Source organism: Microbacterium azadirachtae (assembly GCF_000956545.1).
In the GTDB taxonomy this organism is placed as follows: Bacteria; Actinomycetota; Actinomycetes; order Actinomycetales; family Microbacteriaceae; genus Microbacterium; species Microbacterium azadirachtae.
In genome coordinates, this window is sequence record NZ_JYIT01000074.1 from 36,352 (window position 1) to 62,827 (window position 26,476).

Here is a 26,476-nt window from a genome sequence, read left to right on the forward strand (position 1 = left end):
TTCTTGTGACTCCGAAGCCGACGAAGTTTCGAAAGACCGGCTGTGGATGCGGCAACACCTGTTCCTAACGGACTTCCGAAACTCCCTGCCCATTCAGTTTCTGTGCCGTCTTGCAAAACCGACCCGAAACCCTCAATGAAAACCCGTCAAGTAGGCCGGGCGAAGAAGCGGTGCCGAGGCGACCGTAGCCCGTTTTCCTCATATGCGCGCCGCGGCGTGCTCACTCTTTGCGTAGCCGCCTTGCTGGTGCTGTCTTCCATGACCATCCAACGCGCGCAAGACGCGAACGCGACTGTCGCGGGTACGCCGGGAACAACGCAGCCTGGTACGCCCGTATACACGGAAGACTTCTCGAACCACACTGCCGCATCGGGCGCCATCAATGTCATCGGGTACACCGGTGGGGCCGCAGCCGGCAACATGTCCTACACCGCAGATTGGCAGTACACGCCAGCGGCAGGCCAATGCAACGGCTGGATTCTCCGTTCAACCACGCCAACTCCGATGACCGACCTCGGATGCTACAACAATCAGTCGACGGCATGGGCGTCGCTTCAGGACATGGCGATACAGCTCGGCCTCGCGCAGGGTCAGACGTCTTCCCAAGCAGTTGCAAACCAGGCATTGTCTGAGTCGACCAACGCTCCCTCGGGCGCCATCGCGGCGGGAACGGAGCTTAAGACAGCTAGCGCAGGTGGTATACCTGCAGTGCCCGGCCATTATTACGCCATCTCCGGCTATTTCGCGGCTGCAAACTGCCCCGCTCAAGGTGGAAATTCCATTCCTCGCGAGACGCTCAGCATCATCATCAATGGAGCGATCACGCCACTTTCGAGCGGTCTAACGCCCTGTACAGACCTTACGAACTGGGGCGTACAGGTGAAGAAGCTGCAGTCCGCCGCGATCCAGATCCCCAGCGGATCGAACGCCTCGTTGGGCCTGTCGATCTACAACGCGACGGCGACAGGCAGCGGCAACGATGTGGCATTCGACCTTCCGCAGATCGTCGACGTGACTCCACAGTTGGACAAGGCGTTCAGCCCAGCCCTGATCGCTCCTGGCCAGACCTCCACGGTGACGCTGACAGTCACGAACACCAGTGACCTGATGGCGAAAACGGACTGGAGCATCACCGATGCGCTTCCGGCAGGTCTTGTGATTGCCCCGAACCCGGCAGCGGGTGGCACCTGCGCACAGGCGGCGGGTAACGCGTTCGTCCGGACAGCCGTGGCAGGCAGCAACGTCTTCTCCGCCACGGGCGGAGACCTGGCCCTCAATCAGGCCTCGTGCACTCTTACGTTCGATGTGACTGCCGCCGCCGAGGGCACCTATATCAACGGGCCCGGCAACATCACCTCGAACCTGAACCCGCCCGCTAACGCCACACTCACGGTGCGCGCACCGCGCATCACCTTGAACAAGGCGCTTGCCACGCCGCGCGTAGCGGCCACCGACCAGTTCACGATGGCGATCCGCACGGGTGGAGCGTCCGGGACCGTCGTGAATAGCACTGCGAACTCGACCACCACGGGGGCCGGATCTACAGTCACCGCGGGAACAGGGACAACCGGTACGTACGTGGCAACAACTGGTACCGCATACAGCCTTACCGAGGCCTCTTCCGGGACCACGGTGTTGGGTAACTACTCCGCCACCATTAGCTGCACTGACATTGCTGGGCTACAGACCGGGTTGCCTAATGGTGCTGTCTACAACCCCGCCGCACCCCCAACGATCACCCCGATCGCCGGCGTTAACATCGCCTGCACCATCACCAACAGTGCCCTGCCGATCCTCTCCTATAGCAAGGACGTCGATAAGGGCGCGGGGACGCTCGTGAATCCCGGGGACACCCTTACTTACACGCTCTCCATCGTGAATTCAGGGTCGGTTCCGTCAGCGACGATCGCCGCGTTCGATGACCTCACCAACGTTGTCTCCATGGCGTCCCTGAACACGAGCTCGATCACCATCACCCCCGCCGGTACCGGAGCCGCGACGTATGACGCGACGACGAAGAAGCTGACCTGGACGGGAATCGTCCCAGCAAACACGACGATCCGCGTCTCCTACACCGTCACCGTCAACGCTGGAGCCTTCGGTCAACTCCGGAACGCGTTCATGGGCAAAACCGTCACCAACCCGATCGGCGCCAGTCTGCAATGGCGGAAGATCGATGCCACCGTCGCGAAGAATGGACTCACCGCGGCTACGTGGACTCTGACCCCCGTGAACGGGGCAGGACAGCCCACGGGGACTGCTATCACCATCACGGACTGTGTCTCGACTCCCTGCACGGTGGCGGACACCGACCCGGCCGGTGGACAGTTCCTCGTGAAGGGGCTCGTTCCTGGGACCTACCAGCTTGTTGAAACCAAAGCTCCCAGCGGCTACGTGTTGAACCCCACGCCAATCAACGTCACCGTATCCGCGGCAACGCAGACCACGGTGCTCGCCGACGTCGTGAACCAACAGGCACCCCCCATCGTCTTGCCCCTGACCGGCGGCTTAGGGACAGATGCCATCGCCTACGGCGCGACCGCGCTGCTGGGACTCGCCGCCGCACTGATCATCTGGCAGCTCCGCCGCCGACCACGCCTGGAGGAGGGGCAACGACACGTGGCCCCCTGACCCGCCGACCCACGTCTCCGATATCACCCGAAAACTCTCACTACAACCCACGAACAGACAAGGAACACTCATGAACACCTCTCATCGACTCCGACTGCGGCGGTTCGCTGCCGCAGCGGGTGCCGTTGCGCTCGCCCTCGTGGGCGTCGCCGCAATCGCCGCGCCTGCACAAGCTGACACGACCGGTGGCAACGTACCGTCCGGTCCGTACACTCTGACCATCACCAAGCTGCAGAACCCGATCGCCGGCGGCACGGCCGCCAACGGCACTCAGCAGAACGTCAGCAGCCTGACCCCCATCCCCGGAGTCGTCTACAGCATCGCCCCCGTGAACGGTGTCGACCTGACCACGCAGGCCGGCTGGACCACCGCGTCCGGGCTCACCGTGAACAGCTCCGGGCAGGTCGTCAATGGCGCCACCACCTACACGACGGGAACCGCCACTACGCTCCCGGCCACCAACAGCAGCGGCGTCACCAACTACACCACCTCGACGCCCGCCGTCTACGAGGTCACCGAGGTCAGCGCCCCCGCCGGCACCGAGATCGCCCCGCCGTTCCTCGTCACCCTGCCGCTGCCGCAGAGCAACAACTGGCTGACGAACGTGTACGTGTACCCGAAGAACACCCAGCAGAACGCGCCCACCAAGGCCATCGATGACACCGGCGCGTACGGAGTCGGATCCACGGTGAACTGGTCGATCACGTCGACCGTGCCCAACCAGGCCGCCGGCAACACCTTCACCACCTACTCGATCTCGGACACGCTCGACTCCAGGCTGACGCCACCGGCCGCGTCCGCGGTCACCGTGACCATGAAGTCCCCGACAGGGACGGCGATCACGATTCCCGCTGCGGACTACACGGTCACCGTGAGCGGTCAGACCGTGACGGTGAACTTCACCGCCGCAGGCCTCACCTTCCTTACGGCGAACCCCTCCGCGGTCATCACTGTAGGAATCCCGACCGTCGTGAACTCGGTTGGAACGGGCACCATCCAGAACACCGCCAACCAGACCATCCAGGGTCAGACCGGCGGTTCGATCACCACGCCGACCAACACCGTCCAGACCACGTGGGGCAACCTGCTCCTGCACAAGGTAGACCCGAACGGCAACGCCCTTACCGGTGCACAGTTCCAGGTGTTCGTCTCGAAGACCGACGCACAGAACCTGACCAACCCGGTATCCGTGAACGGTTCGACGACCTTCACCTCTGACCCTTCAGGCAACGTGGCGATCAACGGCCTGAAGTCGCAGACCAACGGCGCCGGCGCGAACCTGACCTACTACATCGTCGAGACGAAGGCGCCGATCGGGTACACGATTGCTCCCGCCTTCCAGCAGAGCGCCGGCGGATACTCCGTCGCTGTCGCCCCGGGCAGCAGCGGCAACGCAGCGATCACCGTGACCGACCCCCAGGCGCCGCCGATCTCGCTTCCGCTTACCGGTTCCACCGGCACCGCGATCTTCCTTGGCGGAGGCATCACCCTTGCTGCCGCCGCGATCGCCGTGGCAGTCCTGCTGGTGCGTCGGCGTCGGGCGGAGAGCGAAGGACTTGCCGCCGCTACGGAGAACACCAACTCGTAAACGCCCACTCGGTAGCTCTCCGGATGCCGAGTGCCTCCGACCCCGGGTGATGGGAGGCTGGGAGTGAATCCCAGCCTCCCATCACCCGGTCCCTCCAGAAACGAACACGATGCCCGATACTCTTCCATCGCGGTCGAGGCGCGCCAAGCCTCGAGCGCGATGGCGTCTCTCCGGCCTCGCACTCGCCGTGGCCCTCATCAGCCTCCTCGGCGTTGGGGTGGCCCTCTACCCGTCTACCGCCTCATGGTTCAGCGCCATACAAGAAGCCGAGCAAGTCGCCCGATACGGCAACGACGTCAAAGCGATCGGACCGGCCGCTCGCCAAGAAGCACTCGAACTGGCCGACGCCTATAACCGAGCACTTCAGAGCGGTGCGGAAGTGAAAGCCAATCAACGCATCCCCGTCGACACGGGAGCGCAGATCCCCACCGGTTTCGATTACAACCAGCTCCTCGCTGCCAATCCTTATGGCCTTATGGGGAGAATCCTCATCCCCTCGATCAACGTAGACCTCCCCATCAACCACGGCACCAGCGACGCCACACTACTCAACTCGATCGGACACCTCGAGGGAACCTCCCTGCCGATCGGCGGACTCGGCACGCACGCCGTCCTTGCTGGCCATCGCGGTCTCGCATCGGCCACCCTGTTCAACGACCTCGACAAGGTCGCCCTCGGGGAAAAGATCATCCTCGATGTGTTCGGGGAGACCCTCACCTACAAGATCGTCGACATCAAAATCGTCGACCCTGAACAGACAAAAGCCTTGGATCCCGTGCCAGGTAAAGACCTGGTAACCCTGGTCACCTGCACCCCCATCGGCATCAACAGCCAGCGCATCCTCGTTACGGGCGAGAGGGTTGTGCCCACATCAGTCACCGATCAAACCGCCGCAAAAGCCCCACCGGGCAGCCCCAGCTTCCCGGGCTGGGCAATTGGGATGGGGGCGGCGCTCCTTGCGGCGGGAACGTACGTGTGGTGGTTCGGACGCCCCGTGAAGCGCCGCCATCGCTCTCCCCGGGGCGACGTTCATCCGGCGACATCGGCAGCGTCGTTATGACATCTACGCGCCATAGCCGCCGTCCTCGTCAGAATCGGACCGGTGTGATTAGGGTCGTCACCGCCATCTTCCTGGCCGGTGTAGCAGCCGCGGCCGGCACCTGGACAATCACCACGTATCTCGCAGAACAGCAGTATCCAAAAGACATGCGTGGCAATCCCGTGGTACGCTCGCCGCTCCCATCCTCGGTAGATAATGAGCTTGACGCAGTTTCCGCACTGCAAGGGATGACCCTCACCGTCCCCTCCAGAGGTCTGACTGTGCCCATTGGCGCAATCAATGCGGTCGATGGTGTCATCAATCCGCCAGGGTTTGCCTCGGCCTACTTCGTGCGCAACTACGGCGCCAATCTCACGCACGCGCACGATGGGACAGTGTTCGTCGTCATGCACTCGTGCCGAGGGGGCGCCATCTGTCCAGGCAACTACTTGATCGATGACGAGGCGGGCACGACATCACTTGAGAAAGGTGCAGATGTCTTTGTCGGAGGTCTTCACTACCGAGTTGTCGCTTCGAAGACGCTCCACAAGCCAGACGTCCGAGCGGCTTCGGACATCTGGGAAAACACACCTGGGCGGCTCGTATTGATGACCTGCATGCAGGTCACCGCGGGTACCGATGGCTCTGTCAGTCTGGGGTGGCCCAGGCGTGTCGCTCTGATCTGGCCCAACTCGGCGGTGCACGGGGTGTCGTTGTCGGTCTGATTTGGCCCAGGGCTGAGGGTGGCCTCGTTCGTCGAGCGGGGAGGGCCTGTGAGGTCGAGGGTGGAAGAGTTCGCCGAGATTCGCCGTGCTGCGCGGGTTGAGGGGTTGTCGATCAACGCGCTGGCGAAGCGGTTCCGGGTGCACCGGCGCACGATCCGGCAGGCCCTCGCGTCTGCGGAGCCGCCGCCGCGAAAGACGCCGACCCGTGCCGCCCCGAAGCTGGACGCGGTGCGCGAGCTGATCGATGGGATGCTGCGGCAGGACATCGACGCGCCACGGAAGCAGCGGCAGACCGCGACGCGGATCTGGCACCGGCTCCTGGACGAGCATGACGCTGACGTCGGTTACCCCACGGTTCGGGATTACGTGCGGTGGCGGCGCCCGGAGATCCTCGGCATCACCGCCATGTCGAAGGCGATGGTTCCGCAGGCGCACGCGCCGGGCGCGGAGGCCGAGGTTGATTTCGGGGAACTGTGGGTGATCCTCGCCGGGGTGAGGACGAAGTGCTTCATGTTCGCGTTCCGGCTCTCCCACTCCGGGCGCGCCGTGCACCGCGTCTATCCGACGCAGGCGTTGGAAGCGTTCCTGGAAGGCCACATCGACGCGTTCGAAGAGTTTGGTGGTGTCCCGACCTTGCAGATCAAATACGACAACCTCTCACCGGCTGTGACGCAGGTCCTCGCCGGGCGGGCGCGGGTGGAGACCACCCGGTGGGCGCTGTTCCGCTCGCATTACGGGTTCGACGCGTTCTACTGTGAACCCGGCATCAACGGGGCGCACGAGAAGGGTGGCATCGAAGGCGAAGTCGGCCGGTTCCGCCGCACCTGGCTCTCGCCCATGCCCGTCGTCGACTCGCTCGCAGAGCTGAACGAGCGGATCCGCAACTGGGATCAGCGGGACGAGAACCGGCGAATCGGGCGAAAGATCACGACCGTCGCGCACGATTTCCAGACCGACCGAGAACATCTCGCGGCGTTGCCGCGGGACCGGTTCGATCCGGGCCTTGAGCTCTACCCGCGGGTGGACCGCTCCGCCCTGGTCACGGTCCGGCAGGCGAAGTACTCCGTCCCGGTCCGATTTATCGGCCGCAAACTCCGCGTCTCCCTGCGCGCCTCCGAGCTCGTCGTCTTCGACGGTCGACAGGTTGTCGCCCGTCATGAGCGGGTCATCGAACGATACGGGCAGGCCGTGCTCCTGGACCACTACCTCGAGGTCCTCCAACACAAGCCCGGTGCGCTCGGCGGGTCCACGGCGCTCGCCTACGCCCGCGCCTCTGGGGCATTCACCGGCCTGCATGATGCGTTCTGGGCCGAGTCCCGGAAAGTCAACGGCGACGCCGCCGGCACGAGGGAGCTCATCGACGTGCTCCTGCTGCACCGGACGCTGCCTGACTATGCGGTTCTCGCCGGCATCCACGCCGCACTCACGGTCGGGGCGGTCACCGCCGACGTCGTCGCCGTCGAAGCACGACTGGCGGCCGGGGCCGAGAACACCGACATCGCTGTCGTCGAGGTGGAGACGTTGCCGAAGGTGGTGTCACTCACCCAGCGTCGGCTCACCGACCCGGCCGCGGTCATTGCCGGCCTCCCGCCAGACACCCGGCCCGCCCCGTCGGTCGCGGGCTACGACGCCCTGCTGACCCGACGAGCTGCGAAACACGCTGCCACCGCACCCATAAGTGAAGGAGTCTCCGGCGCATGAGCCCGACCATCACAAACGTCACGAGTACCCTCCGCCACCGGCGCGGGCTGACGGAGGAAGCCGCGGCGGCTGCGGTCGATTCTGCCTGCCGGCGCCTGCGTTGCCGACCATCCGGGCGGTGATGGAGGAGGCCACGCAGACCGCGAAACGGGAGCAACTGTCCTACCTCGGCTACCTCGCCGAGCTGCTCCTCGCCGAGGTCGACGACCGGGACCGCCGCTCCATCACCCGCCGCGTGCAGAACGCCGCCTTCCCGCGGCAGAAGTGGCTGGCCGATTTCGACTACGACGCGAACCCGAACATCAACCCCGCCACCATCCACACCCTCGCCCAGGGCGACTGGATAAGGCGTGGAGAGCCCCTCTGCCTGGTCGGCGACTCCGGCACCGGCAAGTCCCACCTGCTCATCGGGCTCGGCACCGCCGCGGCGGAGAAGGGCTACCGGGTCAGATACACGCTCGCGACCCGGCTCGTCAACGAGCTAGTCGAAGCCGCCGACGAGATGCAACTGAACCGCACGATCGCCCGCTACGGGCGCGTCGACCTGCTGCTCATCGATGAGCTCGGGTACATGGAACTCGACCGGCGCGGTGCCGAGTTGCTCTTCCAGGTCCTCACCGAGAGGGAGGAGAAAGCCTCCGTCGCGATCGCGACCAACGAAGCCTTCAGCGGATGGACGAAAACCTTCACCGACCCGCGTCTGTGTGCCGCGATCGTCGACCGGCTCACCTTCCACGGCACCATCATCGAAACCGGCACCGACTCCTACCGCCTCAACCACACCCGACACGACATCGCTGGATAAGGATCCCGCTCGAGGGGCGGAACGGCGAAGCTGCGACCGGGGCCGGTGATCACGGCCGCGCACTCGTGGCGGAGATGACCGAGCACGTCGGCCGCCGGGAACGGACTGCCCGTCCCTGCTCGGGTCCGTAGCAACGGCAAGACCACCACGCCGCGTAGGGGGCGTGGTGGTCTTGCCGTTGCTGTGCTTGTCAGGCGCTGGCCGGTGCCTTCTCGGCGGCGAGTTTCTCCTCATCGAGGCGGTCGAGGTCGTGCAGCGACGACCCCTTCGTCTCCCGCATTGAGATGACCGCGATGAGGGTGATCCCCGCGGCGATCGCGAGGTAGACGGCGACCGGAATGTACGAGCCGGTGTTCGCCAGGAGCGCCGTCGCGATGATCGGCGCGAGCGAGCCGGCGACGATCGAGGTCACCTGGTAGCCCAGCGACACCCCCGAGTACCGCATGCGCGTGGGGAACATCTCGGACATGATCGCCGGCTGCGGCGCGTACATGAACGCGTGGATGAACAGGCCCAGACTGATCGCCGCGACGATGATCGCAGGGTGGCGGGTGTCGAACATCGGGAAGGCGATGAATCCCCAGGCGGCTGCGCCGATCGTACCGATCAGGTAGACCGGCTTGCGACCGATCCTGTCGGTGAGCGCACCGATGAGTGGGATGACGATCATGTGCACGATGTGCGCGATGACGAGCAGCCCGAGGATCTCGGCCGTGTCGACCTGGAGCGCGACGGCGAGGTAGGTGATCGAGAACGTCACGACGAGGTAGTACATGATGTTCTCCGCGAACCGGAGCCCCATCGCCGTGAGCACGCCGCGCGGGTAGCGCTTGATCACCTCCAGCACACCGAAGCGCACCGCCTTGGACTGCTCGACCTCCTTCTGCATCTCGAGGAAGATCGGCGCGTCGGTCACCCGGGTGCGCACGTAGTAGCCGATCGCGACGATCACGACCGACAGCCAGAAGCCGACGCGCCAGCCCCAGGCGAGGAACTGGTCCTCGGTGAGCGTGCGACTGAGAACGAGCAGCACGACCGTCGCGACGAGGTTCCCGATCGGTACGGCAGCCTGCGGCCACGACGCCCAGAAGCCGCGCGTCTTGTCCGGCGAGTGTTCCGCGACAAGCAGCACCGCGCCGCCCCACTCACCGCCGACAGCGAAGCCCTGCACGAAACGCAGCGTCACGAGAAGTACGGGCGCCAGATAGCCGACCATGTCGAATGTCGGCAGGCATCCCATCAGGAACGTCGCAACTCCGACGAGGATGATCGCGAGTTGCAGCAGCTTCTTGCGTCCGTACTTGTCGCCGAAGTGGCCGAAGACGATGCCGCCCAGCGGGCGGGCGATGAACCCGACCGCGTACGTGACGAACGCCGCGATGATCGGCGCGTACGGGTCGTCCGATGGCGGGAACATGATCTTGTTGAACACCAGCGTGGCGGCGGTGGCGTAGAGGAAGAATTCGTACCATTCGACGACGGTGCCCGCCATCGATGCCGTGACGACACGGCGCAGGCTCGACTGCCGCTCAGCGGCATGATTCTGGTCCGGGGTGTTGCGGAACGTGGTCTTGTTCATTGATCTATCCGAGCCAGGTCGTGACCTGGGATACGGCGGCGGTGTCCCAGGTGAGGCGGATGTGGTTGAGGTTCAGCGTTGCGGTGCCGGCGAGGTTGGCGATGGCGCCAGTGTCCTGGCAGCTGGCGAGAAGGATCGTGCCGTCGCTCGGACCGTCTGCTTCGTTGTTCCAGTTCGGGATGTTGGCGTTGTTTCCGCACAGAAGGTAAGTGGAGATGCCGGCAGGAACGGCGGAGGCTCGCATAGGAGAGATCAGGGACCCCTGCGAGATGGCATAGTCGATGCCGTAGCTCTGTCCGTAGAACCCGGTGCCGCCGTTGTAGGTGGTGTAGCCGTCGGGGTTGGATGGGTTGAGCGGGTAGGTGGAGTCCCACCGCTTGAGCATCTGCCGGATGCCGGGGAAGAAGTCGCCGGCTGAGGTGACGTAGGCCGTGAGTTCTGGGTGCGAATAGAGGACTCCGTAGCAGTTCTGCCAGATCGCTGCGGTTCCGCCGATTACGGACCCGCCGCACTCTGGGTAGGTGGAGATCGCCGGCCAGGTTCCGTGTCGGAAGGTGTAGTCCCAGCCGTTGTTCGGGCCGCCCATGAGGATGAGCTTGCGGATGTCGCCCGCGTAGGCGGTGCCCCAGCTTTGCTTCACGCTTGACGCGTACATGCGGCTGGAGAGCGTGCCCATGCTCCAGGCAATGACGTCGACCTTCGGAGCTCCGGTCGCTGCCTTGATGATGCTGATCGCGTCGCCGATCTGTTCCGCGTGGTTGTAGTTGTTGCCGACCACGTGCGGGAACGTGATCCCGAACACGCGATACCCAGCAGACGAGAGCGACTGCATCAATCCCGTGGTGGGGCAGGAAGTCGCCCCGCAGCCGACGGGGCTGGTGTTCGGAGCGGCCCACGCATAGTCCGCGGTCTCGTACGCACCCGGTACGAGGAGGACCGGAACGGTCTTCGGGTTCGTCGACCAACCCGGAGCGTAGGAGACCAGGAAGCGGCCCGCGTCCGGGCGAGCAGAGCCGAAGAACGTCTTCCGTTCGCCAGTCTGGTCGATCCGACCGTCGGACGGATACTGCGCGGCAATGAACCCGGCGTTCGAGTCGTGCCATCGCTCGACCTTCGCCCACCCGGAGCTGGAAGAGGTGAAGGTGGCTTCGAGTGCGACGGGCCCGGTCGCATTGGCGACGTTCGCAGCTGTGAGTGACGCGGTGACGAAGGCGAGCGCCGCGGCGACGGCGGCCAGGCGGGAGCGTGTTCTCATGGCTCAGACCGCTTCCTTGACCGCTTGCTCGTCAGTGCCGAGCGAAGCTTCGGGCACCTTGCCTTCGATGACATCGACGAGCGCGACGTTCCATTCTTCGCGGTTCTCGATGAACGCCACATGCCCGCTGTTCTCGAAGTAGGTGAGGGTTGCGTTCGGAAGTAGCCGTCGCGCTTCCTCGGACCACTGCGGGTCCCAGATGAGGTCGTGGCGTCCGGTGAAGATGGCCACGGGGACGCGGAGGGTGGGCAACTGTTCCCGCATGTCGGTATCGACCAGTGCCTGGAAGCTCGTGAGTCCGACGAAGGCGGGGACTTTCCAGCCGGTCTGGACGAAGAGCTCTTCAGTGGCCTTCAGATCGGTGCGATGGAAGTTGTTGGCGTAGAGGCCGGCGATGGTCTCGGTGCGCGCGACTCGCACGGCTTCGATGAGTCCGCTCACGTCATCGGCGGGGGTTCCGAACGGTGCGTTCGGTGCCTGCCAGAAGCGGGGGCCGCTGCCGGTGATGACGAGGCGTCCGATGCGCTCGGGGTGTTCGTGCGCGTACTTCAGACCGATGTGTCCCCCCATGGACCAACCCACGAGGGTGACGTCGTGAAGATCGAGGCCGAGGATGAGGGTGTGCAGGTCGCGCACGAAGAGGTCGTAGTCGTACACCCCCCACGGTTTGTCTGAAGCGCCGTGGCCTCGGAGGTCGACTGTGATGCAGCGGTAGTGCGAGGCCAGATCGAGCACTTGGTAGTCCCAGCAGTCGCCGCTGCCGGCCCAGCCGTGAACGAATACGATGGGGCGACCGGTCCCTCGGTCCTGATATGCGAGCTGGATTCCGGGGTCGACTTCGATGGTGGGCATGTTCACTCCTTTGTGGTGGGTTGGGTGGGGTCAGGTCAGGAGAGAAGGTGGACGATCTCGCGAGCGATGACGTCAGGGTCTTCAAGGTGGAGGAGGTGACCTCCCGCCGGTACTTCTATGTACCGGCGCTGGGGTAGAGCATTGGCGATGGCCCGCCCGTTCTCGACGGGGAGAACCCGGTCGTTGGTGCCATGGATGATGAGGACGGGTACTGAGATCAGCTCGGTGGGCACACCGACCGCGAGGAAGCGTTCGCACGCCTGATACTGTGCCTGCCAGACCCGTCGGTCCGTCGGGTTATCGAGGCGCGCGGCAAGGAGCGCTTCGTAGGCTTCGGGGTGTGCGTCCGGCCATCCCTCGCGGAATGAGAGTGGCATTGTCTTCCGCGCATACTGCGCCGGTGTTTCGTCCTCGGTCTCGAGCCAGGCCGCCCGAGTTGTCTCGGGTACCGGGGTTGCTCGGCTTCCCCCGGCACTGGTGCCGATCAGTACCAGTCGTTCGACGAGGTCGGGTCGGCTGAGCGCGAGGGTCTGAGCGATGTAGCCGCCCATGGAGTAGCCAATCACCGGCACCGGTCCGCCCAAGCGTTCGATCGCCAGCGCCGCATCCTCCGCGAGCATCTCTATGGGCGTGGCGGGCGTGTTTCCCCGGGTCGATCGGCCGGTGCCGCGGTTGTCCAACGCGCACACGCTGACATCCGGGGCCAGCGCAGCGCGGAGCGGAGCTGCCGCCCACGATGCGTAGCCGAGGCCGTTCAGCAGCAACACCGGGCGCCTGCCCTCGACGATCTCCAGATGCAGGTCAGCGCCGTCGGTGGTGCGGACCCATTCGTCCGTGAGCGCACTCATTCGGGGAACTCGATCAGCTGACGGATCGCCCGACCCTCGGCGAGCTCATCCATGGCCGCGTTCACGTCCTCAAGGCCGATCCGCGCGGTGATGAGTTCGTGCAGCGGCAGCCGGCCCTCACGCCAGAGGCGTTCGAACTTCGGGATATCTCTCGACGGGACCGCCGATCCGAGATAGCTGCCGACGATCTCACGGGCCCCAGCGACGAGGCCGAGGGGCGAGATCTGGGCACGAACACCCTTCGACGGGAGTCCGACCGAGACTGTCCGGCCGCCGACTGCGGTGATCGAAACCGCGGTCTCGAAAGCCTTCCCCGACCCTGCCGCCTCGATGACACCCTCTGCTTCGACCGCGCCGACGGCTTCTGCCGGGTCGAAGACTGCGTCGGCACCCAGCTCGAGCGCCTTCGCACGCTTCGCCTGCAGCGGATCAACTCCGATCACCCGGATCCCGGGAAGGCTTCGCGCCACGAGCAGCGCGGCCATCCCGACGCCACCGAGACCAACGATCGCGATGGTCTGCCCGGGCCGCGGCCGGACGGCGTTGAGCACGGCACCACCTCCGGTCAACACCGCGCATCCAAGCAATGCGGCAATGTCGCTTGGCACGTCGTCGCCGACCGGCACCACCGATCGGTGATCGACGACGGCATACGTGGCGAACGCAGACACACCGAGATGGTGTGCAACGCGTTCACCGTCATGCGAGATCCGCTTCGCGCCCGACAGCAGCTCGCCCGCGTTGTTCGCTGCGGAACCCTGCTCGCACGGCAGCCGCCCGTCGGTCGCGCATGCGGAACATTCGCCGCATCGGGGAAGGAAGGCCATCACCACTCTGCGCCCAATGAGGCGGAAGTCGGTGCCCTCGCCCACATCGATCACGGTGCCCGCGGCCTCGTGTCCGAGAAGCATCGGAAGCGGCCGCAGCCGGTTGCCGTCCACGACGGAAAGGTCGGAATGGCAGAGGCCTGCCGCCTCGATTCGCACCAACAGTTCACCGGGGCCAGGATCGTCGAGCTCGAGCTCTTCGATCTGAATCGGCCGCGATTCCCGATAGGGCGCGGTGCTCGATGAAGTGGTGAGCACTGCTCCTCGTATCCGCATTGCTTTTCGCCTCCTTGCGTCCACACGAGTCTGGCGAACACACCCCTCAATGTTGATGTGCGCTCAAACCACAATCTTCCGGTGCTTATGTGACAAGACTCCACTTCGACGAGAATGTCGGCATGGGAACTACCGTGCGAGACCTGGCCGTCACCCTCACCGAGATCGCTCGCGACATTGCGACGCTGGGTTCACCGGACCTGCTGTTGGCGTCGATCGTGCGACGCGTCCGCCAACAAGTCGGGACCGATATCGCGTACATCAGCCTGAACGACGCCGACCTCGGCGAGACATACATCCGCACCACAGACGGCGTACGCACCGACGCGTACGCGGCGATCCGAATGCCGCTCGGCACGGGGGTGCTTGGCCTTGCGGCGGGCGGTGTGATCGCAGAGACGCCGGACTACCTGCCTGACGAAGGGAAGACGCATCTGCCAGACATCGATCGGGTGGTCCAGGTCGAGGGCGTTCGCGCAATCCTCGGCGCCCCACTGAGGGTGTCGGGCAAAGTCCTCGGCGCGCTCATGACCGCAAACCGCAGACCGGGGACCTTCACGGTCGATCAGCGCGAGAGCCTCGAGCGCCTGGCAAGCCTGGCTGCCGCGGCCGTTGAGCTGGTGGCAGCCAAGCATTCAGAACGGGAGGCGCACGAGCTCGCCCAGCGTGCGGCAACCGAACGCGACCAGCTCGTGCAGGCCGAGAATGCTCGCGAGCAGCTTGACCTCCTGCTGTCGAGTGAGCTCGTAGAGCAACGTGGCCTCGAGGACCTCCTGCAAGCGGCGACGACGATCATCAGCGGAGGCGTCGAGGTCCGCGACGGACATGGCTACATCCTGGCAGCCGCCACCCCAACCACCGATGACCCGCACACCCCGCAGGCAAGCGCGAGCGCACCTCTGATTGGACCCGCACGACCCGGGACCGTGGTGATTCACGTTCAAGCCAGCCAGCTCGAAGCCCAGAAGCTCGCCGATCTACTCGCCCGATACGCGAGCATCGCCCTCGTCCACGACCGGTCGCTCGACGATGTGCGCCACTTCCACGAGAACGAGCTCGTCGGGGCCCTTCTCGCCTCGAACGACCCCGAGCGCCCAGCCTCCTCGTCCGCGATGATCCACCGCGCGCTCGGCTCCACCGGCGCGATGTGCATCGCCGTACTCCTCCCCGCGCAAGCCGACGAGCCCGGCCGCCGCCGCCTCGTCAGGCACGTTCGATCGCTGGCAAGGCGAAGCCATACGATCGTCGCAGCCCACCTCGGCCGCATCGTCGTCGTCTCCCGAGATACCGAGGACGAACTGCGCGAACGCCTCACACCACTGATCGCAGACGCCTCCTGCTTCGGGGGTGTCGCCGTCGCAGCAACCCTTGCTCTCGCACCCGCCGCATACGACCAAGCCGCCGGCATCGCTGCATCGATGCGCGCCCTCGGCCGACCGGGCTCGCTCGCAGGAACCGCAGAAGCCGGCATCGCCGGCTTGATGCTTCGGACCGGCGACCCCGAAACAGCGAAGCGCTTCGTCGCCGCACACCTCAGCCCCCTGAACGACAGCCCGCGCGGCGACGCACTGCTGCAGACCGCGCTGGCCTACCTGGATGCACACGGCGCTATCAACGAAGCCGCCAGAACCCTGCACCTACACCCGAACACCATCCGGCAACGACTGGAACGGATCGACTCCGAACTCGGCCCCTCATGGCGAGAGGGAGCACACCGCCTCGACGTCCACGTCGCGCTCCGGCTCTGGCAACTCTCACGCGACATCCCCACCAACACGACCTGACAGATCCCTCCGCATCTGTCCGTATCCCGTGCTCGTTCATCGACGCATGGCCCACGACCTGACACCGAGCAGCGCCAAGCACCTCCCACTACCGCCATAGCGCGAGTTTCAACTCCGCAGCATGCCAATCTCTCGGTCCGAGCACCCTAATGGTGTCGAGGATCCGGCGCCATCTCCTGCGTCAACTGACCGACCACGACCACTCCGAGCAGTCATGGGACTCAGCCCCCCGCCAGCTCTGCCTTGAGCCACATCGGAGCGACGCACCAGGGCCAGATGAACTTGACATAGCCATACCGAATCGGTCGACAACATCATCATCACTGCTCAACTCGTCCTCCCATAAGCCAGACCCTGCAGCCAGGCCGACACGTTGCAATGCCGTCACAGGCGGCCGAGGGCCACGCACATTTTGATGGATCCTCGTCACTGAATCGAGCGATTCACGATGCCGCGAGACGGCGTCACCTCCGTAGCCCGCGTTCTTGGCTCCGTGACCGGCGGCTAGCGTTCCTCTGGCCCACACCAATGACTGCCACAGACACCGTCCTCGAGGGGACCGCTGAGAAACTCTCCCACACCGACTCTTCGCTCCGTCAAGGCGAGCCACGATGTCTGAGACCTTGCGGGCCTAGGTCACTTCACGGGAAGCACCGAACGGGCCGCAGTAATTGGCCGCTCGTGCGTTGAGCGATTAGCCAAGGGCAGTGTCGGTCCCTGTGGCTCACGGGAGCAACGTGTTCAGAACTTCGGAGCTCAGTTCCGCACTCCGAAGTGGCGACCGGTCAATCCAGTTGCGATGCGTTTCGAGAATGATGGCCTCCACGCCGATCCCAATGGCCCCCGCGATGAGCCCATTGACATCGAGGTTGCCGCATCCGAGTTCGACGCTGTCAGTTCTGTCGATGGGTGTGAGCGATGGGCCGCGCCGCCGAGAACCACGATCTGTGATGTGAAGCAGCTTCATCCGCGCGTCGATCCGCTCCATGAGAACAAGCGGGTTGGCACCAGCAGCTGCGGCCCAGTAGCAATCGAACTCGATGCCGAGCTTGTCGGGGTCAGTGTGTGCGAGGAGAAAATCGAAGGCGGTAGTCCCTGACTTAGTGCGTCGGAACTCAACTGAGTGATTGTGGTACAGCAGACCCAATCTGCGCTCTTGAAGCGATCTGCCCGCAACGTTCAGCCTCTCCGAGAGGCTCAGCAGTGCATCTTCATCGGTGTAGTCGAATCGGTACATTCCGGTGACGACGACTGTTCGCGTACCGAAAGAGGCAGCAACAGCGGCCACGCCATCCGGGTCTTTCTCGATAGTCCCCAAATCCTCATGCAGCGCCACCACGCTCAGTCCTGCTGTCCGAACGTGCGATGCCCAATCCACCTTGCCCGCTCTGCCGATAGGCATGCCGGCGAGGCGTGTGAGCGCGCGCACAAGCGGTGACGTTGGACGCGTCATGAATCCGTTGAGTTCGATGCCCTCGAAGCCCATGGTCTTCAGCTTCGCGAGGACCTCGTGGGCGCTTCGAGAGGACGAGACGATCGAGCCGATCTGGATCTGTTGGATGGCGCGCAATGGTCGGGAAACGGGCATGAGATCACTCATTCACGCCTCGTTCGTGGAGATCATGCGCACGAACCGCTCCAGTAGGGGGAGAACAGGTCGATCAGGATCGAGCAGCGATTGGATGCGAAGGCCGTCGATCATCGCGAGAACCATGGTGACCTTCTCCTCGGCAGTGACTGTCTCTCCGTCATTCAACATCGCTAGTTGCCCGCCGTTGAGGTATTGGCGCATGCGCTGCTTCCGCGCCATGAAGAACTCGTGTGCGGGGTGCGAAGGGTTGGTGGCGGCGATGGTGATGGCGAGCCAGTTGCGTTGATGATTCGGATGGCTGAACTCGTCTTCTAACACGCTGGCGAGCACGCGCTCGGCGGGGACTCGGGAGGTCATGATCTGGTGCGCGACTGCTTCGTCATCTGCATCGCGCTGAGCGAGCGCCGCTAGCAGGAGCTCTTCCTTGCTCGCGAAATGCCGCAGGAGTGCGGCATGTGTGACCCCTGCCCGAACAGCGATGTCACGCAGGGATGCGCGGTCGTATCCGTGTTCCGCGAACCCAGCGAGGGCGGCGCGGACGATCTCGGCACGTCGCGCGGACGTACCGGCGTAAGGCCCTCGCCTTCTCGCGCCTTGTTCGGCTGGTGCCAACTTCTCGGCCATCGCGAACCTCCTTCCGCGTCCGGTTTTTCGCTCTTGCCAAGAGTAACCACATCGGTTACCGTTCGTGAATAGTAACCACGACGGTTACGTTTGGTGGCGTGATGCTCGCGTCTCGCCGAACCCCATCACCCGATAAAGGAGTCTCGGTGAAAAACAACGATCCCTCCCCCGGATCTACTGATGTGTCACCCGCGGCCGCCCACTTCGTCAACGACACGAAGGCGTCTGCCCAAGCCGGTTCTGAACCGCCGCTGGGGCGGGTGAGTGGTGGGTACATCTTCTGGCTCATGCTCGCCAGCTTCGGCGCGTCGATTGCCATGATGGTGCCTCTGTCGTATGGGATCGCGTTGCGGATCAGTGAACTCGCTCCCGGGCATGAGGAGGTTCTCGGGTTCATCACCGGGACGGCGCAGGCTGTCTTCCTTGTGATCAGTCCCCTCGTTGGTATGTGGAGCGATAGGACGAGGTCGCGTTGGGGACGGCGCACGCCGTTCATCTTTCTCGGTACCGCGATCGGCCTTGCCGGGCTGGTACTGATGGGGCTGGCGCCGAATCTGCTCGTCGTGGGGGCCGGCTGGGTGCTGGGGATGTCCGGTTGGTCTATCTCGGGCGCTGCGATTCAGAACATCCAGGCAGACAAGCTGCCGGAGCAGCAGCGAGGCAAGGTCTCTGCCCTGACGGGGCTGATGACGCAGATTGCGCCAGTTCTGGGGATCGGTGTCGCGTACGCAGTGTCGTCCAACACCATGCTGGTGTTTGTCGTTCCGGGGGCTATCGGTGCCGTGCTTCTGGCCTTGTTCCCTGTGCTCAAGCCTGAAGGCAGTTCACGCGATCTCGGGCAGGGCTCGAAGGTCACAGCTCGGTCAGTGTTCGGCAGCTATGGCTTCAACATCCGCAAGTACCCTGATTTTGCGTGGAACTGGCTCGGCCGGTTCGTGTTTTTCATCGGCCTGTATTTCAACACCACTTTCGGGACGTTCTTCTACGCGCAGCGGCTGGCCCTTCCGGTCAAGGAGGTCGCCGGAGTCGTCGCGACGATCGGCATGCTCGGTGTGGTGGCCGCAGCCGGCGGGGCGCTCCTTGGAGGGTTCCTTTCCGACAAGCTGCAGCGCAGGCGGCTGTTCGTCGTCATCGCAGCATTCCTGTTCGTTGCTGGGGCAATCGCCGAGGCGACCGCGTGGTCACTGCCGCAGCTCATCCTGGGCGCCGTGTTCATGCAGTTGGCGATCGCGGTTTTCGCGACCGTCGACCAGGCGATTATCTTCGCGATCATCCCTGAACGGAGCGAGACGGGCAGGTACATGGCGATTGTGGCATTCGCGCAGAAGATCCCTAGCGCCGTTGCACCGCTGCTCGCTTCGGTGGTGATCACCATCGGCGCCCTCGGCGACACGAAGAACTACACGCTGCTTTACCTCCTCGGCGCGTCTCTCGCGCTCATCGGCGGACTCATCATTCTCCTGAAAGTGAAAGGCGTCCGATGACTCAGGAACTACTCGAGCAGGCCCAAGCGACTCCTTACGCCCTCCGCGCGGACGACCACGCGGACGAACTGACTGTGACATCCGCGGCACCGCACCTGGCGTGGAAGCCCGCGGCATCCTGCACGTCGACGTCTTTCGAGGTGGAGGCGAGAGTGGTCGGGGACGGCCTTGTGCGCAGGAGTCGCATCGAGGGACTGCACGCGCCCTGGCCGTGGGCCCCGCTGCGAAGCCGCGACCGCGTGCAATGGCGTGTGCGTGGCCTCACCCCGCAGACGTTCTGGTCCGAATGGGCCGCCTTCGAAGTGGGCCTGCGCGACTCGGACTGGACTGCTTCATGGATCTCCCCGAACGAGGATGGGCAGGACCGAACCGCCCCTCGCCCCGCATACCTGCTTTCAGGGTCGTTCGTCCCCGAAGGGGACGTCCGTTCGGCGCGGTTGTACTCAACTGCCTTGGGTGTTTACACCGTCACGATCAACACGGAACGCGTCGGTGCGATCGAGCTTGCTCCCGGCTCCACCTCGTACGACCGAACCCTCTACGCGCAAGCCGCGGATCCGACGAGGACGATCGTGCCAGGCCGCAACACGATCGACGTCGAACTGTCCGACGGGTGGTATCGAGGGCGGGTCGGGGCGTTTCGGACTCCTGCCGAGTGGGGCACTGCCACAGCATTCCGCGGCGAGCTCCACCTTGACCTCGTCGACGGTCGCACCCAAGTCGTACGCACTGACGCGTCATGGACCAGCACCCTCACCACCATCCGGCGGGCAAGTCTCATGGACGGACAGAGCACCGATCTGACCGCGCCACGTCATCACCTCACCCGCGCGGCGGTGACTCACGTCGACGCCCCGCCGATCACGTGGTCCCCCGCTCCGCCCGTCCGCGTCGTTCAGTCCCGCCCAGCCATCACTACCACCCGGCCAAAACCCGGCGTATGGGTGTTGGACTTCGGGCAGAACGCCTCGGGCTGGGTGAAGCTCACAGATCTCGGGCCCGCCGGCACCCGCACGACCATCGACTTCGGGGAACACCTGGCGAGCGATGGGGACCTGACTACCGCGCATCTGGATTCGGAGCGCCCCGGCCAGCCGCCGAAGCAGTTCGTCCAGCGTGACGAGGTCGTCTCCGATGGGACCACGGCGGTGTTCGAGCCTCGGCACACGATCCACGGCTTCCGCTATGCCAGAGTTACGCGCTCGAGCGCAGCATTCGACCCCGCGTCAGCCACCATGCAGGTGGTGCACACCGATCTGAACCGCACCGGCAGCTTTGCAAGCAGCAACACCGACCTCAACCGGTTGCACCAGATCGCGGACTGGAGCTTTCGAAGCAACGCGGTCGATGTCCCCACCGACTGTCCCACTCGGGAGCGTCTCGCCTGGACGGGCGATTATCAGGTGTTCGCCCCCACCGCCACACGCCTCTACGACGTACTCGGATTCACCCGCAAATGGTTGCAGTCAGTGCGCGACGATCAACTCGAGGATGGCCGTATCGCGAACTTCTCGCCCGATGGACGCCGGATCAAGCATCATCTGGATGACCAGTTCGCCATGATGACCGGCTCCTCTGGTTGGGGCGACGCGATCGTCGCCGTGCCGTGGGAGCTCTACCAGAGCTACGGCGACGTGCGAGTGCTCGCTGAGAACTGGGATGCCGCCACTCGCTGGATCTCTTGGGTGACCGACAAGGCGGCAACCACCCGCCATCACACCCGAGAGCAAGCCTCACCGGAACCTGAGCCGTTCGAACAATACCTGTGGGACGGCACATTCCACTGGGGCGAATGGACCGAGCCTCAGCAAGTGGGGAAAGACGGAACGCGCATCAACCCGATCACCGACAACCCGATGGCCTGGTTCATGGCGGACAAGGGGGAAACCGGCACCGCCTACTTTCACCGATCCGTGAGCACGATGGCTTGCATCGCCGAAGTCCTCGGCAAGCTCGAGGACGCACGACGATATGCGGACCTCGCCGACAGAATCCTCGCCGCCTGGCGTCAGGCTTACCTACGTCCCGATGGAACGACGGTGACAGACACGCAAGCCGCCTATGTTCGCGCCCTGTCGTTCGGGCTGATCCCAGACGGACTGCGCAGCACCGCGGCCGACAGACTTGTGGCGCTGATCAGGGAAGCAGGTAACCATCTCGGCACCGGCTTCCTTTCCACAGGTGACCTACTGCCGGTGCTCACCGAGCACGGACGTTCGGACGTCGCTCATGCGCTGCTGTTCCAGCGCACCGAACCTTCATGGATGACGATGATCGATCGCGGCGCGACAACGATCTGGGAGGACTGGCATGGAGTGGATGAGAACGGTGACGCCCACGCTTCGCTGAACCACTACAGCAAAGGCGCCGTGATCCGGTACCTCCACACCCATGTGCTCGGCCTACGGCAAGCGCCCGGCTCCGTCGGCTGGCGCCGCATCCTGATCGCCCCCACATTCGTCCCAGAGGTCTCACACGCGAGCGGGCACCATGACGGTCCACAAGGCCGCATCGACGTGGCGTGGACGTCAAACGCAGGAGTGTTCACTCTCGAAACCTCCATCCCGCCTTTGACGACCGCCCAGGTCATCCTCCCCGACGGAACCGAGCATGCCGTAGGCCCAGGCACCCACCACTTCGCGACCGCACCATCGGCACTCGCACGCTGACCAATCACACGACAACCAAGGAACACCAACGTGAACACATTCCCTCAAGGATTCCTCTGGGGCGCCGCGACGGCAGGGCACCAGATCGAAGGAAACAACGTCAACAGCGACTGGTGGGCGCGCGAGCTCACCATGCCGGGCATGGAGCCCTCAGGAGACGCCTGCGACAGCTATCACCGCTACGAGGAGGACATCGCCCTGCTCGCTGACGCCGGACTCACCTCATACCGCTTCAGCCTGGAATGGTCACGAATCGAGCCTGTGCAAGGCAGAATCTCCCGCGCTGAGCTTGCCCACTACCGTCGGATGATCGACGCATGCCTCACCCGTGGAATCACCCCCGTCATCACCTTGCAGCACTTCACCACCCCGCAGTGGTTCGCCGAACGCGGCGGATGGCTCTCTGACGATGCTGGCGAACTATTCGCCCACTACGTCACCGAAGCGACCACCATCCTCGACGGCGTGGAATGGGTGGTCACCATGAACGAGCCCAACATGCAAGCCGCAATCATGACGGCGATGCGGCGCATGCAACTGGCCCCCGGCGGCCAATGGCAGAGCCCGACCGTCGAAGGAGAAGAACAGAAGCAAACCCACAGTGACTTCCTCACATATGCCGACCCAGAGATCGGACGAAAGTTCGCCCGCATCCACCGGACCGCGCGGGACATCGTCCGCGACCGCACCAACTCCAAGGTCGGCTGGACCATCGCCGCGGGCGCACTGACCGCAGCCCCCGGCGGCGAGGAAAAGCTGCTCGAGATCCGATACGGCAAAGAAGACGTCTACTGGGAAGGAAGCCGAGGCGACGACTTCGTCGGCGTGCAGGCGTACTCAAGCCAGCAAGTGGACGCGAACGGTCTTGTCCCCCACCCACCCCACCCCGACAACACCCTCGTCGGAACCGCCTATCGCCCCGACGCACTAGCCATGGCCGTCCGCCACGCATGGGAAACCACGCTCGGAGTGCCGATCCTTGTCACCGAGAACGGCATCGCGACCGCTGACGATGCACAGCGAATCCGATACACGCGCGACGCACTCCGCCACCTGAAGAACACCATCGACGACGGCATCGACATCCGCGGATACCTACACTGGTCACTGCTGGACAACTTCGAATGGGGACACTGGGAACCGACCTTCGGCCTCATCGCCGTCGATCGGGACACGTTCACCCGCACCCCCAAACCAAGCCTTGCATGGCTGGGACAGGTCGCGCGTAGCAATGCTCTTGTTGAGGTCCTGACATGACCGCCACCTACCCCTTTCCCGACCTCTCGACATCGCCACTGCCTGACCTACTCTCGCTCCGAGGCCGCCGTGCGATCGTCACCGGCGGCGCTCAAGGCCTCGGCCGCGCCATCGCTCAACGCTTCGCGGAAGCCGGCGCAGAAGTCGTGATCGGCGACGTGAACGCCTCACTCGCTGCGACGGCGGCAGCCGAGATCACCGAACTGTACGGTGTGCAGACGACCGCAGTAGCGATGGACGTCACCGACGAAGAGTCAGTCGCATCCGCTACCACTGCCGCCGAGCAGAAACTCGGCGGCAGTATCGGTATCTGGGTCAACAACGCTGGCATCTTCCCCAGCATCCCTGTTTCCGAAATGACCACGGCTGAATGGGACCACGTATTTGCGGTGAACACCCGAGGAACCTTCCTCGGCGCGCGCGAAGCCGCCCGCCGCATGACGAGCGGCGGAGTACTCATCAACATCGCGTCCACGGCCGGGTTTCGCGGAACCGCCCCCGGCCTCGCCGCCTACGTCAGCTCAAAGCACGCCGCCCGAGGACTCACCAAACAACTCGCCTTGGAACTCGCACCCCGAGGCATCCGAGTCCTCGGCGTCGCACCCACGTTCGTGCCCACCGAGGGAAACCGTGCCGCCGCGGCAAGACCGTCGCCTGACGGGATCGACCCGGTCGATGTGATGCGCCCCGGACTGCTCGGTCGCCACGCAACACCCGACGACATCGCCCGCGTGGTCCTCTTCTGCGCCACCGGGCTTTCTGCAGTGATGACGGGAAGCACGTTGCTCGCAGATGCTGGACTAACGATCTGATCCATGCCGCGTCCAACACGGGTAGCGAGTCAACCCTCGAGACTGGACGCGACGGCACCCTCATTGGACGTGTATTTCGACCCAGCGTTGATGCTGCCCAGTGGGGTCGGAGGGATGGGTGTCCGCGAAGACGGCTGCCGCCGCGAGATGCCACGTGTGAATCAAAGCGTCATTCTTCTGATCTCGAAATGGCTGATTACCACAGCAGGGGGTAACACGCGCTATGTAGCCTGAACGCAGAATCGCACGTCGCGCACCTCCATTTGACCACCTTTGTTGTCCGCTGCAAGCCCAGGATCGGCGCCCGCCCATTGCGTTTCCAGGCGACGCGACATCTCCCAGATCGGAACCTCGAAGGGGCGAATGCGGCCATCACGATCTTCGGCACTCGGCCGACGGTGATCAACGACACACGAACGGCCGACTCGCACCTCGCGCAAGAGCGAGCCGGCTCAGGCGGGGGCAGCGGTGCCGGGAACGGCGAGTTCGCCGGTGACGTACTGAGCACGACCGAAGCCGAAGGACCAGTCCTGGGGCCCGTTCTCGACATAGCCGATGAAGACGTCCTCGCCAGCGACACCGACACCCTCCAGTCGGCGCGCGATCTCGGCGTAAAGCTGTTGCTTGGTGACTGTCGCGCGCCCGCGCTGCGTGAAGATCTGGATAATCACCGGGTCGGTGCGCTCGAACCCGAGGCCGGCATCCTCCGCAATGATCGTGGTCGCTGGGCGGGTGGTGACTACCTGGAACCGGTCACGCTCGGGGATGCCGTAGACCGCGACGATCGCGTCGTGGATCGCGGCGGCGATCTCGGCGCTGTTTGTGCGGCTCTCAGTGTGGTCGATGCGGACGAGCGGCATAGCGTCTCCTCATGGATGCTTCAGGCTTTGTTTTATCATAACGACATTCTTATGGCCTTGCAATCTACTTGCTCGAACGCGAGAATCGACGTCGTGAAGAACCTCAACGTCGGACTCATCTCCGTCGGCTGGATGGGCCGCCTGCACTCGCGCGCCTATCTCGCGACGGCACACCACTATCCCGAACTTCCGGTACGCGCTGTGCTCAAATGCGCCGCCGATCCTGACGCCGGGAGTCGGAGCCATGCGACCGACACCCTCGGCTATCAGGAAGTTGTCTCCGACTATCGCGAACTGCTCGCCGACCCGGCGATCGACCTCGTCTCGATCTGCGCGCCCAACTTCCTGCATCACGAGATCGCCCTGGCCGCCGCGTCGGCCGGCAAGCCGTTCTGGATCGAGAAGCCAATGGGCCGCAGCGCCCAGGAATCGCGCGAGATCGCCGAGGCCGCAGCGGGTGCCGGAATCGTCACCGCGGTCGGCTTCAACTACCGCCATGCGCCCGCGATCGCCCGGGCCCGTCAGCTGATCCGCGACGGTGCGATCGGCGAGGTCACCAACGCACGGGTCGCCTTCCTGGCCGACTACTCGTCCGATCCCCTCGGTGCGCTCACGTGGCGTTTCGAGCGTGCCCGCGCCGGATCCGGTGTGCTTGGCGACTTGCTCTCGCACGGCTTCGACCTGGCTCAGTACCTCGTCGGCCCGGTCGTGCGGGTATCCGCCGACACCGAGACCTACATCCGTCGCCGGCCCCTGCCCAGCGCGGATGCCGCCAGCCACTTCAGCCGCGGCACCGCGGACGCGCCGACCGGCGATGTCGAGAACGAGGACTACGCGATCGTCACGGCTCGCTTCGAGAACGGCGCGATCGGCGTCTTCGAATCCAGCCGCATCGCGGTTGGTCCACACGCGGAGTACAACATCGAAGTTTACGGCACCCGCGGGTCACTGCGGTGGGATTTCCAGCGGCTCAACGAGCTGCGCCTGGCCGACACCCCGTCTGGCTACCGCACGATCATGGCCGGACCGGCGTTCGGCGAGTTTGCACGCTTCCAGCCGGGCGCCGGTACCAGCATGGGGTTCGATGATCTCAAGACGATCGAGGCAGCCCTGTTCTTGCGCTCAGTCGCAGAAGGGCGCCAGGTCGCGCCATCGGCCGCCGACGGCTGGGCCGCGGCCGAAATGGTCGACGCCGCGCTACACAGTGCGGAAACCCGGGCGTGGGTCGACGTTCCGCGCGTCGAAGGGACCACCATCGGCATCTGAGCA

19 protein-coding genes and 1 pseudogene are annotated in these 26,476 nt (G+C 64.6%); 12 read left to right on the top strand and 8 right to left on the bottom strand.

What is annotated here, in order from left to right; all coding sequences use genetic code 11:
• The first annotated feature begins 258 nt into the window (after positions 1-258).
• From RL72_RS08925 to istB, 6 genes and pseudogenes are all read left to right on the top strand, one after another.
• Complete coding sequence (locus RL72_RS08925) at positions 259-2,631, top strand: DUF7933 domain-containing protein (RefSeq protein WP_156156752.1); 2,373 nt, start codon at positions 259-261, stop codon at positions 2,629-2,631.
• Positions 2,632-2,701: 70 nt separating this feature from the next.
• Positions 2,702-4,219, top strand: a complete 1,518-nt coding sequence (locus RL72_RS08930; protein WP_045250480.1) for a SpaH/EbpB family LPXTG-anchored major pilin — start codon at positions 2,702-2,704, stop codon at positions 4,217-4,219.
• Positions 4,220-4,406: 187 nt separating this feature from the next.
• Positions 4,407-5,279, top strand: coding sequence for a class C sortase (locus RL72_RS08935; protein WP_045250481.1), 873 nt, complete (start codon positions 4,407-4,409; stop codon positions 5,277-5,279).
• Positions 5,280-5,323: 44 nt separating this feature from the next.
• A complete protein-coding gene (locus RL72_RS19820) occupies positions 5,324-5,983 on the top strand; it encodes a sortase family protein (protein ID WP_156156753.1) in 660 nt (219 codons plus the stop codon).
• 48 nt (positions 5,984-6,031) lie between these two features.
• Complete coding sequence (gene istA, locus RL72_RS08940; protein WP_045250482.1) at positions 6,032-7,684, top strand: IS21 family transposase; 1,653 nt, start codon at positions 6,032-6,034, stop codon at positions 7,682-7,684.
• Positions 7,681-8,489 (top strand): annotated as a pseudogene (gene istB, locus RL72_RS08945) (IS21-like element helper ATPase IstB). The gene istA and the pseudogene istB overlap by 4 nt, the downstream one beginning before the upstream one ends.
• Before the next feature lie 190 nt (positions 8,490-8,679).
• Here the strand turns inward: istB and RL72_RS08950 are convergent.
• From RL72_RS08950 to RL72_RS08970, 5 genes are read right to left on the bottom strand one after another with little or no spacing between them, the layout of a single operon-like run.
• Entirely contained in the window at positions 8,680-10,068 is a 1,389-nt protein-coding gene (locus RL72_RS08950) for an MFS transporter (protein WP_045250483.1), read from the bottom strand.
• 4 nt (positions 10,069-10,072) lie between these two features.
• Positions 10,073-11,323 (bottom strand): esterase/lipase family protein, encoded by a 1,251-nt coding sequence (locus RL72_RS08955; protein WP_052674290.1) that lies wholly within the window; start codon positions 11,321-11,323, stop codon positions 10,073-10,075.
• Between the two features lie 3 nt (positions 11,324-11,326).
• Positions 11,327-12,175 carry an alpha/beta fold hydrolase gene (locus tag RL72_RS08960; RefSeq protein ID WP_045250484.1) on the bottom strand — a complete coding sequence of 283 codons (849 nt, stop codon included), beginning with the start codon at positions 12,173-12,175 and terminating at the stop codon, positions 11,327-11,329.
• A gap of 35 nt (positions 12,176-12,210) precedes the next feature.
• The gene (locus RL72_RS08965; RefSeq protein WP_052674291.1) at positions 12,211-13,023 is read right to left on the bottom strand and encodes an alpha/beta hydrolase; all 813 of its coding nucleotides are present in this window, start codon (positions 13,021-13,023) and stop codon (positions 12,211-12,213) included.
• The gene (locus tag RL72_RS08970) at positions 13,020-14,126 is read right to left on the bottom strand and encodes an alcohol dehydrogenase catalytic domain-containing protein (RefSeq protein WP_045250485.1); all 1,107 of its coding nucleotides are present in this window, start codon (positions 14,124-14,126) and stop codon (positions 13,020-13,022) included. The genes RL72_RS08965 and RL72_RS08970 overlap by 4 nt, the downstream gene beginning before the upstream one ends.
• Before the next feature lie 122 nt (positions 14,127-14,248).
• Between RL72_RS08970 and RL72_RS08975 the strand changes: the two genes are divergently transcribed.
• Positions 14,249-15,910 carry a helix-turn-helix domain-containing protein gene (locus RL72_RS08975; protein ID WP_045250486.1) on the top strand — a complete coding sequence of 554 codons (1,662 nt, stop codon included), beginning with the start codon at positions 14,249-14,251 and terminating at the stop codon, positions 15,908-15,910.
• A gap of 724 nt (positions 15,911-16,634) precedes the next feature.
• Here the strand turns inward: RL72_RS08975 and RL72_RS08980 are convergent.
• On the bottom strand, positions 16,635-17,510 hold the full coding sequence (locus RL72_RS08980) for a sugar phosphate isomerase/epimerase family protein (RefSeq protein WP_211256043.1): 876 nt from the start codon (positions 17,508-17,510) through the stop codon (positions 16,635-16,637).
• Positions 17,511-18,125 carry a TetR/AcrR family transcriptional regulator gene (locus RL72_RS08985; RefSeq protein ID WP_045250487.1) on the bottom strand — a complete coding sequence of 205 codons (615 nt, stop codon included), beginning with the start codon at positions 18,123-18,125 and terminating at the stop codon, positions 17,511-17,513.
• Between the two features lie 146 nt (positions 18,126-18,271).
• Here RL72_RS08985 and RL72_RS08990 point away from each other — a divergent pair, with 146 nt between their 5' ends.
• The 4 genes from RL72_RS08990 to RL72_RS09005 are packed head-to-tail and all read left to right on the top strand — an operon-like array spanning position 18,272 to position 24,347.
• Positions 18,272-19,609, top strand: coding sequence for an MFS transporter (locus tag RL72_RS08990; protein WP_045250488.1), 1,338 nt, complete (start codon positions 18,272-18,274; stop codon positions 19,607-19,609).
• Positions 19,606-22,278: an alpha-L-rhamnosidase gene (locus tag RL72_RS08995; protein WP_045250489.1), complete on the top strand. Its 2,673-nt coding sequence runs from the start codon at positions 19,606-19,608 to the stop codon at positions 22,276-22,278. The genes RL72_RS08990 and RL72_RS08995 overlap by 4 nt, the downstream gene beginning before the upstream one ends.
• A 30-nt stretch (positions 22,279-22,308) precedes the next feature.
• Positions 22,309-23,535 (top strand): glycoside hydrolase family 1 protein, encoded by a 1,227-nt coding sequence (locus RL72_RS09000; RefSeq protein ID WP_045250490.1) that lies wholly within the window; start codon positions 22,309-22,311, stop codon positions 23,533-23,535.
• The gene (locus RL72_RS09005; RefSeq protein ID WP_045250491.1) at positions 23,532-24,347 is read left to right on the top strand and encodes an SDR family NAD(P)-dependent oxidoreductase; all 816 of its coding nucleotides are present in this window, start codon (positions 23,532-23,534) and stop codon (positions 24,345-24,347) included. Before RL72_RS09000 ends, RL72_RS09005 begins: the two co-directional genes overlap by 4 nt.
• Positions 24,348-24,799: 452 nt before the next feature.
• Here the strand turns inward: RL72_RS09005 and RL72_RS09010 are convergent, their stop codons facing one another.
• Positions 24,800-25,207: a tautomerase family protein gene (locus tag RL72_RS09010; protein ID WP_045250492.1), complete on the bottom strand. Its 408-nt coding sequence runs from the start codon at positions 25,205-25,207 to the stop codon at positions 24,800-24,802.
• A gap of 84 nt (positions 25,208-25,291) precedes the next feature.
• On the opposite strand from RL72_RS09010, the gene RL72_RS09015 reads away from it, so the two are divergent.
• The gene (locus RL72_RS09015; RefSeq protein WP_428838623.1) at positions 25,292-26,473 is read left to right on the top strand and encodes a Gfo/Idh/MocA family protein; all 1,182 of its coding nucleotides are present in this window, start codon (positions 25,292-25,294) and stop codon (positions 26,471-26,473) included.
• Positions 26,474-26,476: the final 3 nt, after the last annotated feature.

What these genes read in the sequence shown, in the direction of transcription:
- RL72_RS08965 (WP_052674291.1), bottom strand. Translation starts at nt 13,023, where the DNA reads ATGAGTGCGCTCACGGACGAATGGGTCCGCACCACCGACGGCGCTGAC.
- RL72_RS08950 (WP_045250483.1), bottom strand. Translation starts at nt 10,068, where the DNA reads ATGAACAAGACCACGTTCCGCAACACCCCGGACCAGAATCATGCCGCT.
- RL72_RS08960 (WP_045250484.1), bottom strand. Translation starts at nt 12,175, where the DNA reads ATGCCCACCATCGAAGTCGACCCCGGAATCCAGCTCGCATATCAGGAC.
- RL72_RS08970 (WP_045250485.1), bottom strand. Translation starts at nt 14,126, where the DNA reads ATGCGGATACGAGGAGCAGTGCTCACCACTTCATCGAGCACCGCGCCC.
- RL72_RS08930 (WP_045250480.1), top strand. Translation starts at nt 2,702, where the DNA reads ATGAACACCTCTCATCGACTCCGACTGCGGCGGTTCGCTGCCGCAGCG.
- RL72_RS08985 (WP_045250487.1), bottom strand. Translation starts at nt 18,125, where the DNA reads ATGGCCGAGAAGTTGGCACCAGCCGAACAAGGCGCGAGAAGGCGAGGG.
- RL72_RS08925 (WP_156156752.1), top strand. Translation starts at nt 259, where the DNA reads ATGACCATCCAACGCGCGCAAGACGCGAACGCGACTGTCGCGGGTACG.
- RL72_RS08995 (WP_045250489.1), top strand. Translation starts at nt 19,606, where the DNA reads ATGACTCAGGAACTACTCGAGCAGGCCCAAGCGACTCCTTACGCCCTC.
- RL72_RS09005 (WP_045250491.1), top strand. Translation starts at nt 23,532, where the DNA reads ATGACCGCCACCTACCCCTTTCCCGACCTCTCGACATCGCCACTGCCT.
- RL72_RS09010 (WP_045250492.1), bottom strand. Translation starts at nt 25,207, where the DNA reads ATGCCGCTCGTCCGCATCGACCACACTGAGAGCCGCACAAACAGCGCC.
- RL72_RS08980 (WP_211256043.1), bottom strand. Translation starts at nt 17,510, where the DNA reads ATGAGTGATCTCATGCCCGTTTCCCGACCATTGCGCGCCATCCAACAG.
- RL72_RS08955 (WP_052674290.1), bottom strand. Translation starts at nt 11,323, where the DNA reads ATGAGAACACGCTCCCGCCTGGCCGCCGTCGCCGCGGCGCTCGCCTTC.
- RL72_RS08975 (WP_045250486.1), top strand. Translation starts at nt 14,249, where the DNA reads ATGGGAACTACCGTGCGAGACCTGGCCGTCACCCTCACCGAGATCGCT.